This window comes from Variovorax paradoxus (assembly GCF_040544635.1).
In the GTDB taxonomy this organism is placed as follows: domain Bacteria; phylum Pseudomonadota; class Gammaproteobacteria; order Burkholderiales; family Burkholderiaceae_C; genus Variovorax; species Variovorax paradoxus_R.
Window position 1 is genome coordinate 274,422 of the sequence record NZ_JBEPKJ010000002.1, and the last position, 13,483, is coordinate 287,904.

Genomic DNA, 13,483 nt, shown 5'->3' on the forward strand with positions numbered 1-13,483 from the left:
TTCGGCGCGCGGCGAGTGCGAAAACGCGCTAGCTGCTAGCGTGTTTCGGCATGGCAGGAGATGGGCGCAGCGCGATCCTCAGTCCTCGTCTTCCCACTTGCCGATGACGGTGCCGAGCACGGTAAACGCCGTGCGTATGGGCTCGTGCTTGGGGTTGAGCGGCAGCAGCCAGCGGCGGCCGTCTTCTTCCTTGAAAACCTTGAAGGTGACCTCGTTGCTCGGCTCGAGCCTGGCGATGACGCGTTCGCCGTCCGCGGGCGTTGTTTGCAGCGTGTCGACGAAGACGATCGACTCCGCGGGATAGCTCTTCATGTGGCCGCTCGGCGCGGTCATGCTGTCGCCGCGCACACGCAGCGCGTAGGTGTTGCCGGCGCTGTGATGCGCGACGCACGGAATCCACCGCTCGGCCTGAATCGTCTCCCGCGCGGCTCTGTTCCACGAGGCGGCCTGTGCCCATGCAATGAGCGGCACCGTGCCGGGCGTGCCCGGATTGAACGAGGGGCTCGAAGGCGGCGTGCGCGTGACCCGGTAGGGGCCAGGAGGTTCATTGGCGTTGTCGCGTGCCGGGCGCACCTGCACCTTGTCCCACGGAGCCGGGCCATCGCCGGTGTCGAGCCAGTTGGGGTCGACGCGATAAGCGCGTGCCAAGGCGAGCAGCCCCATCGAGCGGCCGGTGTCGCCGCGTTCGATCTTCGAGATGTTCGACTGCTTGACGCCTGAAGCGGCTTCGGCCTGCTTCTGGGTCATCTTGGCGTATTTGCGTGCTGCCAGTGCACGCGCTGCAATAGTCTCCATGGGCGCAGATTTAAGCGCAGGCGAATATTCAACTTGGACTTTAGAATAGTTGAAAGGGAGTATTTGCCATGAAACCACGCAAGTTGGTGCAAAGGCCATCGCCGTCAGGCTTGTGGCTCGACCGTGCGCTTTGTGCGCTCCTGGCGCTGCTGTCTGCCGGGGCGCTGTTCTATGGATTTCGCCTGCGCGACTACGGCTTGGGCGGGCTGGCCGTTTCGGGCCTGGTGGCCGCGGGTTGCGTCGGTGTTGCGCTGTTCGACGACTGTGCCTTCAAGCGGGCGCGTGCGGTTCGGGAGGCGATAAGGCGAGCGTCGCGCTGACGCGCACGCAGTCCTTGATGTGCTGCTCGCCCAAGGCGCGCAGGGCCGCGTAGCCGAGGGCGGCGGAAACGATCTGCCCGGCAATCGGCACGTACTTGGCCGCCTGCTTGGCCGTGAGCTTCACGCCGGCGTGCCGGGCCAGCTTGATCAACAGGTCGCGCGTGACCAGCCGGCCCACCAGCAAGGCGCCGACGGTGGTGGCCGCCTTCTGGATGCGCTCGCGCTGGTGCGGCGCGAGCGTTTCGACCTGGGTCGCGGAAAGGCCGAACTCGGCGCTGATCTGCGGCACGAGCCGCGAGAGCAGGGCGGCATCGGCCGCCCAGTCGATGCCGGGCACCGGAATGGCGCTGGCGGCAGCGGCCATCAAGGCCTTGCGCCCGATCAGGCGGCGGCTGCGGTGGACCGCGGCAATGAGTTTTTCGTCACCCCGGGCCAGTTCGATGGCGGACGGCATGCGGCATGTCTCCTGTGCAGGTTCAGGCCGCCAGCGCCTCGAGCTGGTCCGACAGGGCCAGCCAGCGCTCTTCGAGTCGGCCGATTTCGTCGTTGAGGGCTTTCAGCCGCTTGCCCGCTTCGGCAATTTCAGCGGACGGCAGAGGCTGCGCCAGGCGCGCTTCAAGGGCGGTGCGTTCGATGCCGGCCGCGGCCAGGCGTTCGTCGATCTGCGCAATTTCGCGCTTGATGGGCTTGGCCTGGTCGCTGCGCTGCTGGCGGCCCTGGGCGTCCTGCTTGCGCTGCTGCGGGTTCTTGTTGGCGGCCGCGTTTTCGCCGGCGGCGGGGGCAGGCGCGGGCGCAGCAGGTGCGGTTGCCACGGGAGCGACGACGCTGGCCGCTTCGCGCACGGCGATCTTGGCCTCTTCACGCAGCCGCTTGGCTTCGTCGAGCAGGTAGCGCTGGTAGTCGTCGAGGTCGCCGTCGAAATCGGTGACCACGCCGCGGCCCACCAGCCAGAATTCGTCGCACACCGAACGCAGCAGCGCACGGTCGTGGCTCACGAGCATCAGCGTGCCTTCGAACTCGTTCAAAGCCACGGCCAGGGCTTCGCGGGTAGCGAGGTCCAGGTGGTTGGTGGGCTCGTCGAGCAGCAGCAGGTTGGGGCGCTGCCAGACCATCATTGCGAGCACCAGGCGCGCCTTTTCGCCGCCGCTCATGGTGCCCACGGGCTGCTTGACCATGTCGCCGCTGAAGTTGAAGCTGCCGAGGAAGCCGCGCAAGGCCTGCTCGCCGGTGCTTTCCTTGACGGCGCTGCCCAGCTCGCGGGCCATGCGCACCATGTGTTCGAGCGGGTTGTCCTGCGGGCGCAGCACGTCGAGTTCCTGCTGCGCGAAGTACCCGATGTTGAGGCCCTTGCCTTCGGTGACTTCGCCGGCCAGCGCGCCCATTTCGCGCGCGATGGTCTTCACGAGCGTCGACTTGCCCTGGCCGTTGGCGCCCAGGATGCCGATGCGCTGGCCCGCCAGCACCGAGCGGCTCACGCCGCGCAGGATGGTCTTGGGCTCGGCGTCCTCTATCTCGTAGCCGAAGCTCGCGTTGCTGATCGAGAGCATCGGGTTCGGGATGTTGCCCGGCTCCTTGAACTCGAAGGTGAAGTCGGCCTCGGCCAGGAGCGGCGCGACCTTTTCCATGCGCTCCAGTGCCTTGACCCGGCTTTGCGCCTGCTTGGCCTTGCTGGCCTTGGCCTTGAAGCGGTCGATGAACTTCTGCAGGTGGGCGATCTTGTCCTGCTGCTTGGAGAAGGCGGTTTGCTGCAGCGCCATCTGCTCCGCGCGCAGGGTTTCGAAAGCGCTGTAGTTGCCGCCGTAGCGCGTGAGCTGGGCGTTGGCAATGTGCAGGGTGACATCGGTCACGGCATCGAGAAACTCGCGGTCGTGGCTGATGACGATCATGGTGCCGGCGTATTTCTGCAGCCAGGCTTCCAGCCACACCAACGCGTCCAAGTCCAGGTGATTGGTGGGTTCGTCGAGCAGCAGCAGGTCGCTCGGACACATCAGCGCGCGCGCCAGCTGCAGGCGCATGCGCCAGCCGCCCGAGAAGCTGTTGACCGGACCGTCGAGCTCGTGCGACTTGAAACCCAGCCCGAGGATCAGCGCCTGGGCCCGCGGCACGGCGTCGTGCTCGCCGGCATCGGCGAGGTCGGTGTAGGCGTGGGCCAGCTCCATGCCGATGTCGGCGTCTTCGGGGTTGGCTTCGTAGGCGGCCTCGATGGCCGCCAGCGTTGCGCGCAGCTCGGCGAGCCGGGTGTCGCCGCCAACCACGAAGTCGGTGGCCGATTCCTCGGTTTCGGGCATGTCCTGCGCCACCTGGGCCATGCGCCACTGCTTGGGCACGTAGAAATCGCCGCCGTCCTCGTGCAGCGAGCCGTTGAAGAGCGCGAACAGCGTCGACTTGCCGGCACCGTTGCGCCCGACGAGGCCGACCTTTTCACCGGGATTGATGGTGACGGTGGCGCCGTCGAGAAGTTTCTTGGCGCTGCGGCGAAGAATGACGTTTTTGAGAGTAATCATGAAATAGGAACCGTAGGGGGGATTATCCCGTCCATCCCCGGCAGCTTGGCGCGAAGGGGCAAATGGGGACACCGGCCGGTGAAAGGAGGGCCGCAGCCGTGGCTGCGAAAAAAGCGGCGGAAGAGGCTCGGGCGGGCGCAGCTAACGCGCGCCGACGCCGGCCAGCAGCGCGGTTCGGGTCACGAGCAAGACCTGGTCCTCGCCTGCGGAGGTTTCCAGCCAGACGACTTCGAGCTGCGGAAAGGCTGTCTCGAAGTAGTCGCGCTCGTTACCGATTTCCAGCACCAGCACCGCCTCTTCGCTCATGCGTGAGGGGGCGTCGGCAAACAGCCGGCGCACGAAGTCCATGCCGTCGGCACCGCCGGCCAGCGCCAGTTCGGGCTCGGCGCGGTATTCGGCGGGCAGCGCGGCCATGCTCGCGCTGTTCACATAGGGCGGGTTGCACAGCACCAGGTCGTACGGGCCGGGCAAGTTGGCCAAGCCGTCGGATTCGACCAGCTTGACGCGCGCATCGAGCTGGTGCCGGGTGACGTTGATGGCGGCCACCTCGAGCGCCGGGACGGACAGGTCGGCGGCGTCCACCGTCACGTCGGGGTAGGTCAGGGCCGCGAGCACGGCCAGGCTGCCGTTGCCCGTGCACAGGTCGAGCACGCGCTGCGTGTGTTCTCCCAGCCAGTAATCGATGCTGCCGTCGGCAATCAGCTCGGCGATGAAGCTGCGCGGCACGATGGCGCGCTCATCCACATAGAAGGGCACGCCCTGCAGCCAGGCTTCTTTCGTGAGGTAGGCGGCAGGCTTGCGCGTGGCGATGCGTTCCTCCAGCAGCGCGGCAACCTTGCCTGCGTCGGCCGGCGAGACGGGCGTGTCGGCCACTGCATCGATGTCGTCGAGCGGCAGCTTCAGGCGCCACAGCACCAGCCAGGCGGCTTCGTCGAAGGCGTTGGCGGTGCCGTGGCCGAAGGCGACGCCGGCTTCTTCCAGCTGCCTGGCGCCGGCTTCGATGAGTTCGATGACGGTGCTCATCGGGCGAGCGACGCTTCGAGCCGCTCCAGCGTGCGCTTGTAAATGTTCTTCAGCGTCTCGATTTCCGCCACGTCGATGTGCTCGTCGATCTTGTGGATGCTGGCGTTCACCGGGCCGAGCTCGACCACCTGCTTGCAGATCTTGGCGATGAAGCGCGCATCGCTGGTGCCGCCGCTGGTCGAGAGCTCGGTCTGGATGCCGGTTTCGTCCGCAATGGCCGCCTGCACCGACGCCACCAGTTCGCCGGGCGTCGTGAGAAAGGGCAGGCCGCCCACGGTCCAGGCGAGCGTGTAGTCGACGCCGTGGGCATCGAGCACCGCGTGCACGCGCTTCTGCAGCGATTCGGGTGTCGATTCGGTCGAAAAGCGAAAGTTGAAGTCGACGACCGCGCTGCCCGGAATCACGTTGCTCGCGCCGGTGCCCGAATGGAAATTGCTGATCTGCCAGCTGGTGGGCTGGAAGTAAGCATTGCCCGCGTCCCACCAGCCGGCCGCATTGATGGCCACCAGTTCGGCCAGCGCGGGCGCCAGCGCGTGCACCGGGTTTTTCGCCAGGTGCGGATAGGCGATGTGCCCCTGCACGCCGTTCACCGTGAGCTTGCCGCTCATGGTGCCGCGGCGGCCGTTCTTGATCATGTCGCCGCAGCGCTGGACGGCTGTGGGCTCGCCGACGATGCAGTAGTCGATGGTTTCGCCGCGCGCGGCGAGGGCGTTGCAGACGACGACGGTGCCGTCGATGCCGGGGCCTTCTTCATCGCTGGTGAGCAGCAGCGCGAGTGTGAGCTTCGGCTCGGGCGTGGCTTTCAGGAATTCTTCGATCGACACCACGAAGGCGGCGACCGAGGTCTTCATGTCGCACGCGCCGCGGCCGTAGAGCTTGCCGTCGCGGTGGGTGGGCGTGAAGGGATGGCTGGTCCATTGCTCGACCGGGCCGGTGGGCACCACGTCGGTATGGCCGGCGAACACCAGCGTCTTTGTTGCCGTGGCTGCCGTGGCGTTGGCGGGGCGGCGCACCGCCCACAGGTTGGTCACGCGAAAGTCGGCCGGGCCGCTTTCGATGGTTTCGAGCGTGAAGCCCAGTTGCGCCAGCCGTTCGCCGATGATCTGCTGGCAGCCCGCATCCTCGGGGGTGACGGAGGGGCGCGAGATGAGTTGTTCGGCGAGCTGGAGGGTACGGGACATGGCACAAAAAATAAGGCGAGGCGACACGCAGCCGCCAGGCCTGGGGAGAGTCAGAATTTGACGTCGAGCGTGATGTCGGTAAACGTCGGTTCGTCGACCTGGTCCGTCAGGTGGCGGTCTTCGGTCTTCGGCTTGGGCGCGGCGCGGTTTTGCAGGCGCCACATCAGGTTGGTCGGCGAGTCGGCCTGGGCCAGGCCTTCTTCGCGCGTCACGCGCTCTTCGGTGATGAGGCGGGCAATGTCTTCCTCGAAGGTCTGCGAGCCTTCGGCCATCGACTGTTCCATGGCCTCCTTGACGGCGGAGAAGTCACCCTTTTCGATCAGCTCGGCCACCAGGGCCGTGTTGAGCATGACTTCGAGCGCCGGCACGCGGCCGCCGGTGGGCGTGCGCAGCAGCCGCTGCGACACGATGGCGCGCAGGGCCGAGCCCAGGTCGCCCAAGAGCGTGGGGCGCACCTCGACCGGGAAGAAGCTCAGGATGCGGTTGAGCGCCCGGTAGCTGTTGTTGGCATGCAGCGTGGCCACGCACAGGTGGCCCGATTGCGCATAGGCGATGGCGGCCGTCATGGTTTCGCGGTCGCGGATTTCGCCGATCTGGATCACGTCGGGCGCCTGGCGCAACGCGTTCTTGAGCGCGATTTGCAACGACTCGGTGTCGCTGCCCACGTCGCGCTGGTTCACCAGCGACTTCTTGTTGGTGTAGGTGAACTCGATGGGCTCTTCCACCGTGAGGATGTGGCCGGTGGCGTGCTCGTTGCGGTAGTCGAGCATCGAGGCCAGGGTGGTGGTCTTGCCCGCGCCGGTGGCGCCGACCATCAGGATCAGCCCGCGCTTCTCCATGATCAGCGTCTTGAGAATGTCGGGCAGGTTCAGGTCGGCAAAGCTGGGAATGGTCGAGGCAATGTGCCGCACCACCACCGCATAGCTGCCGCGCTGGCGCATGGCGCTGATGCGGTAGTTGCCGGCGCCCTCGAGCATTACGGCCATGTTGAGTTCGCCCGTTCTTTCCAACTCCTGGATGCGGGCTTCGGGCACCACTTCGGCCAGCAGCGCGAGCGGCGCGGTGGCGGGCAGCACCTGCGCATTGATCGGCACGCAGGTGCCGTTCATGCGAATCAGCACCGGGGAGTGCGCCGAGAGGTAGATGTCGGAGGCCTTGCGCTCGGCCATCAAACGAAGAATTCGCTCCATCATGTTCATCGGTCTCTTCTCCTCGGGTGCTGTTGTTTTCTATCGGGACAAAGGCGGGAGCCTGTCGATCAGTCGCGCAGCAGGTCGTTCAGGCTGGTCTTGGAGCGCGTTTGCGCATCGACCGTCTTGACGATGATTGCCGCGTAGGTGCTGTAGTCCTGGCCCGACTTGGTCTTCTTGGGCAGATTGCCGCTGATGACGACGCTGCCGGAGGGCACACGGCCGAAGAAGGTCTCGCCGGTGTCGCGGTTGAAGATGGGGGTGCTCTGGCCGATGTACACACCCATGCCGAGCACCGAGTTTTCTTCGATGACCACGCCTTCGACCACTTCCGAGCGGGCGCCGATGAAGCAGTTGTCTTCGATGATGGTCGGGCCGGCCTGCAACGGCTCGAGCACGCCGCCGATGCCGACGCCGCCCGACAGGTGCACGTTGGCGCCGATCTGCGCGCACGAGCCCACGGTGGCCCAGGTGTCGACCATGGTGCCTTCGCCCACGTAGGCGCCGATGTTCACGTAAGAGGGCATGAGGATCGCGCCCTTGGCGATGTAGCTGCCGCGACGGGCCACGGCCGGCGGCACGATGCGAACGCCCGATTCCTTCAGCTCGCCGGCCGACAGGTGCGAGAACTTGGTCGGCACCTTGTCATAAAAGCCGAGCGAGCCGGCCTGCATCTGCTCGTTGTCCTTCAGGCGGAACGACAGCAGCACGGCCTTCTTGATCCACTGGTGCACCGTCCACTTGCCCACGCTTTCGCGCGTGGCAACGCGCAGCTTGCCGTTGTTGAGCTCGGAAATCACGTGCTCGACGGCGTCACGCACTTCGGCCGAGGCTGCGCTGGGCGAGATGTTGGCGCGGTCTTCCCACGCGGCGTCGATGATCTGTTGCAGTTGCTGGGTCATGGAGAAAGTCTCGGGTAAAAAATGGGAGCCGGGAAAGCAGCGGTTCAGCCCCGGCCTGGCGGGCCGGATTGCACGAAGCGAACGATGCGCTCGGCAGCTTCCACGCATTCGGCCGTTTCGGCCACCAAGGCCATGCGGATGCGGCCACGGCCGGGGTTGGCGCTGTGTGCCGTGTCGCGCGCCAGATAGCTCCCCGGCAGAACCGTAACATTGTATTGAGCGTAGAGCGCGCGGGCGAAGGATTCGTCGTCGCCAGCCCACACTTCGGGCACCCCCGCCCAGAGGTAGAAACTGGCGTCGGGCAGGCGCACGTCGAGCACCGGTTCCAGCAGGGGCGTCACGGCGGCGAACTTGGCGCAGTACTTGGCGCGGTTCTCGATCACGTGGGTTTCGTCGCCCCAGGCCGCGATGCTGGCCGCGGCCACGGTGCCGCTCATGGCGCTGCCGTGGTAGGTGCGGTAGAGCAGAAAGCTCTTGATGATGGCGGCATCGCCCGCCACGAAGCCGCTGCGCAGGCCCGGAACATTGCTGCGCTTGGACAGCGAGGTGAGCGCAATCAGGTTCTTGAAGTCGCTCCGGCCGAGTCTGGCGGCGGCTTCCAGCCCGCTGAGCGGCGGCTCGTCGCGGAAGTAGATTTCGCTGTAGCACTCGTCGGCCGCAATCACGAAGCCGAAGCGGTCGGACAGCGCAAAGAGCCTCTTCCATTCGTCCAGCGCCATCACGGCGCCGGTCGGGTTGCCCGGCGAGCAGACGAACACCAGTTGCGTGCGCTCCCAGATCGCCTCGGGCACGCTGTCCCAGTCGACGGCGAAATTGCGCGACGGCACGCTGGGAACGTAATACGGCTCGGCACCCGAGAGCAGGGCCGCGCCTTCGTAGATTTGATAGAACGGGTTGGGCGAAACCACCACCGGCGTGGGGGATTTGGTGGCGTCGACCACCGTTTGCGCCAGCGAAAACAGCGCCTCGCGTGAGCCGTTGACCGGCAGCACCTGCGCGGCCGGATCCAGTTGCAGGGCGTAGCGGCGCTGCAGCCAGTCGGTAAACGCGGTGCGCAGCTTCAGGTTGCCGGCCGTGGCGGGGTAGGCCGCCAATGTCGACATGCTGGCGGCCAGCGCTTCCTTGATGAACTCGGGCGTGGCGTGCTTGGGTTCGCCGATGCCCAGGCTGACGGGGGCGAAATCGGCATTGGGCTTGACGCCCTCGAAAAGGAGCCGCAGCCGCTCGAAGGGGTAGGGCTGGAGCTTGGAAAGCAGGGGATTCATGGAGAGCGATTATCGGCGACGGGTCGCCGTCCGCCCCGGCCTCCTCAGGTGCCGCTGCGCCGGTAGAACGCGAGCGACCCGGCCAGCGCCAGCAGCATCGCGCCGCAGGTGCGGTCGATCCAGCGAGCCGCGGCGGCTGTCAGCAGGCGCATCGCCCGCGCACCGACGAAGGCATAGACCAGCATGACGGCTGCATCGAGCGAGGCGAACAGCACGGCGATGATGGCGTACTGCATGCCCTGCGCGGCTGCCGGGTCGATGAACTGCGGCATCAGCGCCGAGCAGAACAGGTAGCCCTTGGGGTTGGTGACCGCCACCAGGAAGGACTTGAGGAAAACCTTGCGGCTTTCCTTGGGCATTCCCGCAGCCGGCTCGCCTGCATTGGCCTGCTGCGGTGCGTCGAAACTGCCGCCTTTGGAGCGCAGCATGCGAACGCCGAGCCAGGCGAGGTACACGGCGCCCACCCACTTGAGCATGGAGAACCAGAACTCCGAGGCGGCCAGCAGCGCGCCCAGGCCCAGCGCCACCGCGCCGACCAGAACGAAATCGGACAGCACGGCACCCAGGATGCCCGGCAGCGCACCGCGCACGCCGCGCCTGGAGCCGTTGCTCAGCGCCAGCAGCACGGTGGGGCCGGGCGTGGCAATGGCGGCCAGCGCCACAATGGAGAACAGCAGGGCGGTGGCGAGCGTCATGGCGGCAGGCGTCCTTTTTTCAGGTTCAGATTTTCTTGACCAGCACCTGGCTCTTGCGGTCCCAGTTGTACTTGCGCTTGCGGGCTTCGGGCAGCCAGTCGGGGTTGACCTGCTGGAAGCCGCGCTTCAGGAACCAGTGCATGGTGCGGGTGGTGAGCACGAAGATGCTTTCCAGGCCCATGGCCTTGGCACGGTGCTCGATGCGCTTGAGGATGCGCTCGCCGTCGCCTTGCGATTGCGACTGGGGCGACACCGTCAGCGCCGCCATTTCGGCCGTACGCGCCTCGGGGTAGGGGTAGAGCGCCGCGCAGCCGAAGATCACGCCGTCGTGCTCGATGACCGTGTAGTGGCCTACGTCGCGCTCGATTTCGGTGCGGTCGCGCTTCACCAGGGTGCCGTCGCGCTCGAAGGGTTCGATCAGCTGCAGGATGCCGCCGATGTCGTCCACCGTGGCTTCGCGCAGGCTCTCGAGCTTCTCGTCGATGACCATGGTGCCGACGCCGTCGTGCACATACACCTCGAGCAGCAGCGAGCCGTCGAGCGCAAAGGGCAGGATGTGGTTGCGCTCCACGCCGGCCTTGCAGGCCTTCACGCAGTGCTGCAGATAAAAGGCGGTGTCGGTCGGCCGCTGCGGCGGCGGCAGCGATGCCAGCAGCTTCTCGGCCGCGGCAAGCGGCAGTTCGGTGTCGATCGGGTTGTCTTCGCTCTCGGGCAGCTCGCTGTCGATGCGGATGCCCGGAATTTCGGTCAGGAAGATCAGCTTGTCGGCCTGGATAGAAATGGCCACGCTGGTGGCGACTTCTTCCATCGTCAGGTTGAAGGCCTCACCCGTGGGCGAGAAGCCGAAGGGCGACATCAGCACCATGGCGCCGAAGTCGAGCGTGCGGCGGATGCCCACCGCATCGACCTTGCGCACCAGGCCTGAATGCTTGAAGTCCACGCCGTCGACCACGCCGATGGGCCGCGCCGTAATGAAGTTGCCCGAGATCACGCGCACTGTCGACCCGGCCATCGGCGTGTTCGGCAGGCCCTGGCTGAATGCGGCTTCGATTTCGTAGCGCAGCTGGCCCGCGGCTTCCTGGGCCGAATCGAGCGCCACCTCGTCGGTGATGCGGATGCCGTGCGAATAGCGCGCTTCGTGCCCCTTGGCCGCGAGCTGCTCGTTGACCTGCGGGCGGAAGCCGTGCACCAGCACGATCTTGACGCCCATGCTCTGGATCAGCGCCAGGTCTTGTGCGATGTTCTGCAGCTTGCCCGCCGCGATCGCCTCACCCGCCAGGGCGACCACGAAAGTCTTACCGCGGTGCGTGTGGATGTAGGGCGCGACCGAGCGGAACCAGGGCACGAAAGTGAAGTTGAAAACGGTGGACATGGAGTGTGATTGTGCATTCTTGAACGAAGGTTCGCGCAGCTCAGGCCAACGCGCGTAGCAGCCGGGCGGCGCCGGCCGCCGCGTCGGCGCCTGTCTCGGCCCCCGCGGGCTCCGAGCCGGGCAGTTTGCGGGCCCTGAAGGTGGCCAGCAGGGCAGCATAGGCGTCGGTCGATTCGCCCGCGTCGGCGGGCAGGTCGAGCATTTCGGCCAGTTGCAACGGCGCCACCGAGCCTTCGCGCATCAGCGCATCGACCACGGCCATGAAGGCGGGCGTGTGCGCCTCGAGCAGCGCCAGCGCGCGCGCATGTTCCTGCGCCAGCAGCGCCTCGATTTCCGGGTTGGTGGCCTTCAGGTCGGTGTTGAGGTTGTCCTCGGCGTCGTTGGCCACGTCGGTGCGGCTCAGCCGCGTGCCGAAGGCGTAGTGGCGCACGTACTGCGCGGCATTGGCCGTGGCCTGGCGGAAATCCTGCGAGGCTCCCGAGGTGCAGGCCTGCTCGCCGAACACCAGCTGCTCGGCCGCCCGGCCCGCCAGGCCCACGCAAATGCGGTCGCGCAGGTTCTGCCGCGACCACGTCTTGCGCTCCTCGTAGCTGTTGTAGCCGCCTTCGAAGGACGCCACGTTGATCTTGATCTCCTGCGGCGCGCGGCCGAACAGCAGGCCGTAGGCCACGCCATGGCCCGCCTCGTGCACGGCGAGCAGGGCCCGAAAGTCTTCGTTCGATCGCTGCTTGAGCCGGTTGAGTTCGAGCGTGACCGGGAAGCTGCGGCGCGCCTCGCGCTTGCCTTCCCGATATCGCGCCACGACGCAGGACTTGTCCGCCGCCGTTTCCAGCGACAGCCACACCGGCTCGCCGCCGCGCGCGCCTTGCTCGAGCGCCCAGAGCGCCGCGTTGACCAGCGTCGCGCTCAAGATCGCATGGATCGACGAGAACAGCGGGCGCGTGCCCTGCGCCGGAAAAACGGCGTTGGCGTAGATTTGCTCGTACACACTGGACTCGAGCATGAAGCGCACGCCTGAGCTTTCGTGAATCTCTTCCACATAGCGGTCGCAGATGGACAGAATCAACTGCACATAGGTGGCCCGGCTGAACGACGGATAGATGACGTGGTTGTTGCCCAGCCGCGCAACCTGTTCGGGCTTGAAGCGTTCGGCCAGCGCCTTCTTCACGTCGATCAGCGAGAGCTTCTTGGTCAGCGCATGGAAGATGTCGGCATCGGTGTCGCAGTCTTCCACGCGCCGCGCGGTTTCGGCATACATCTCGTCGAGGTTGCCCGAGACGAACACCAGCAGCTTGCTGTAGTCGGTTTCCCAGCTTTGCTGCGTGTCGCGGAAGGCGCGCAGCCGCGCATGCACCTCGGAGGGCTTCCAGGCCATGATCTGCAGCAGCGTTTCGGGCAACTTGAGGCAGCGCTTGATCTCCTGCGCTTCCCAGGGGGCGAGGTGAAGCTTTCGCTTCTTTGCCTTCTTCTTGTTGGCGGGGCCGTCGCGGTCCTGCTCGTATTCGGCCTGCGCGAGCGACGCCTCGATTTCGCCGAGCATCGACAGCGCCGGCGGCAGCCGGCCGTCGGAGAGCAGCGCCCACACGTCCTGGTAGCGCTCGACCTTGGCGTCGTGTCCGTTGCCGTCGAGCGTGCGAAAGCGCTGGAACTCGTCGAGCACCAGGATGCCCGGCGTGCCTTCGTCGATGCCCGATTCGGCCAGCATGGCCGAAATCGAGCCCCGGCTGCTGTAGCCCGAGCCGTGGCTGAAGCCGTCCATCTGCACCTCGATGAAGCGGTCGTAAAAACCCAGGTGCTGCGCGAGCCTGCGCACCAGCTGCGTCTTGCCGGTGCCCGTGAGGCCCCAGAGGCACACGATGACCGGGCGGCTGATGAGCTGCGGAAACACGTACCACGCGCGCAGCGAATCGATCACGCGATCGATGATGTCGTCGATGCCGAAGAGCTCGGCCTTGAGCGCCTGGGCAACCGCCTGCAAATGGCGCGTCCGCTCGGACAGCGCTGCATGCAGGTCTGAATGAATGTCGTTGGACATGGAAATTCTTGAAAATAAAAACGGAAAGGAAGAAGCCGCCGCTCCCTTGCGACGAGGAGGCGGCAATGCAGACGCTGTGAGAGGGTCGGTTGCTGCGCTTCGGCCTTGGAAGCGAGCAGGGCGTCCGGTGCAACGGACGCGCGGGCTTCTTCTTCAGGCCGGACGCGGCAGCTCGACCCCGCCATGCACCGAGGCATGGCT

General features: G+C 66.3%; 12 protein-coding genes. 1 reads left to right on the top strand and 11 read right to left on the bottom strand.

What is annotated here, in order from left to right; genetic code table 11:
• Nucleotides 1-78: 78 nt before the first annotated feature.
• Entirely contained in the window at nucleotides 79-795 is a 717-nt protein-coding gene (locus tag ABIC94_RS05015; RefSeq protein WP_354371807.1) for a helix-turn-helix domain-containing protein, read from the bottom strand.
• A gap of 68 nt (nucleotides 796-863) precedes the next feature.
• Here ABIC94_RS05015 and ABIC94_RS05020 point away from each other — a divergent pair, with 68 nt between their 5' ends.
• A complete protein-coding gene (locus ABIC94_RS05020) occupies nucleotides 864-1,115 on the top strand; it encodes a hypothetical protein (protein WP_354371809.1) in 252 nt (83 codons plus the stop codon).
• Here the strand turns inward: ABIC94_RS05020 and ABIC94_RS05025 are convergent.
• The 10 genes from ABIC94_RS05025 to ABIC94_RS05070 all read right to left on the bottom strand — a co-directional run bounded on the left by ABIC94_RS05025 (nucleotide 1,066) and on the right by ABIC94_RS05070 (nucleotide 13,282).
• Nucleotides 1,066-1,569 (bottom strand): hypothetical protein, encoded by a 504-nt coding sequence (locus ABIC94_RS05025; protein ID WP_354371810.1) that lies wholly within the window; start codon nucleotides 1,567-1,569, stop codon nucleotides 1,066-1,068. The two genes, ABIC94_RS05020 and ABIC94_RS05025, sit on opposite strands and share 50 nt — an antisense overlap.
• Before the next feature lie 22 nt (nucleotides 1,570-1,591).
• On the bottom strand, nucleotides 1,592-3,619 hold the full coding sequence (locus tag ABIC94_RS05030) for an ABC-F family ATP-binding cassette domain-containing protein (RefSeq protein WP_354371812.1): 2,028 nt from the start codon (nucleotides 3,617-3,619) through the stop codon (nucleotides 1,592-1,594).
• A gap of 141 nt (nucleotides 3,620-3,760) precedes the next feature.
• Nucleotides 3,761-4,642 carry a 50S ribosomal protein L3 N(5)-glutamine methyltransferase gene (gene prmB / locus ABIC94_RS05035; protein WP_354371814.1) on the bottom strand — a complete coding sequence of 294 codons (882 nt, stop codon included), beginning with the start codon at nucleotides 4,640-4,642 and terminating at the stop codon, nucleotides 3,761-3,763.
• Complete coding sequence (gene dapE / locus ABIC94_RS05040) at nucleotides 4,639-5,823, bottom strand: succinyl-diaminopimelate desuccinylase (RefSeq protein WP_354371816.1); 1,185 nt, start codon at nucleotides 5,821-5,823, stop codon at nucleotides 4,639-4,641. Before dapE ends, prmB begins: the two co-directional genes overlap by 4 nt.
• A gap of 50 nt (nucleotides 5,824-5,873) precedes the next feature.
• Nucleotides 5,874-7,022: a PilT/PilU family type 4a pilus ATPase gene (locus ABIC94_RS05045; RefSeq protein WP_354371817.1), complete on the bottom strand. Its 1,149-nt coding sequence runs from the start codon at nucleotides 7,020-7,022 to the stop codon at nucleotides 5,874-5,876.
• 59 nt (nucleotides 7,023-7,081) lie between these two features.
• Nucleotides 7,082-7,915, bottom strand: a complete 834-nt coding sequence (gene dapD / locus ABIC94_RS05050) for a 2,3,4,5-tetrahydropyridine-2,6-dicarboxylate N-succinyltransferase (protein ID WP_093022773.1) — start codon at nucleotides 7,913-7,915, stop codon at nucleotides 7,082-7,084.
• A 44-nt stretch (nucleotides 7,916-7,959) separates the two neighbouring features.
• Nucleotides 7,960-9,180 carry a succinyldiaminopimelate transaminase gene (dapC, locus tag ABIC94_RS05055; RefSeq protein ID WP_354371819.1) on the bottom strand — a complete coding sequence of 407 codons (1,221 nt, stop codon included), beginning with the start codon at nucleotides 9,178-9,180 and terminating at the stop codon, nucleotides 7,960-7,962.
• A 44-nt stretch (nucleotides 9,181-9,224) separates the two neighbouring features.
• A complete protein-coding gene (locus ABIC94_RS05060) occupies nucleotides 9,225-9,875 on the bottom strand; it encodes a LysE family translocator (protein WP_354371821.1) in 651 nt (216 codons plus the stop codon).
• A gap of 25 nt (nucleotides 9,876-9,900) precedes the next feature.
• Nucleotides 9,901-11,247 carry an amino-acid N-acetyltransferase gene (gene argA / locus ABIC94_RS05065; RefSeq protein ID WP_354371823.1) on the bottom strand — a complete coding sequence of 449 codons (1,347 nt, stop codon included), beginning with the start codon at nucleotides 11,245-11,247 and terminating at the stop codon, nucleotides 9,901-9,903.
• 40 nt (nucleotides 11,248-11,287) lie between these two features.
• The gene (locus tag ABIC94_RS05070; RefSeq protein ID WP_354371824.1) at nucleotides 11,288-13,282 is read right to left on the bottom strand and encodes an AAA family ATPase; all 1,995 of its coding nucleotides are present in this window, start codon (nucleotides 13,280-13,282) and stop codon (nucleotides 11,288-11,290) included.
• Nucleotides 13,283-13,483: the final 201 nt, after the last annotated feature.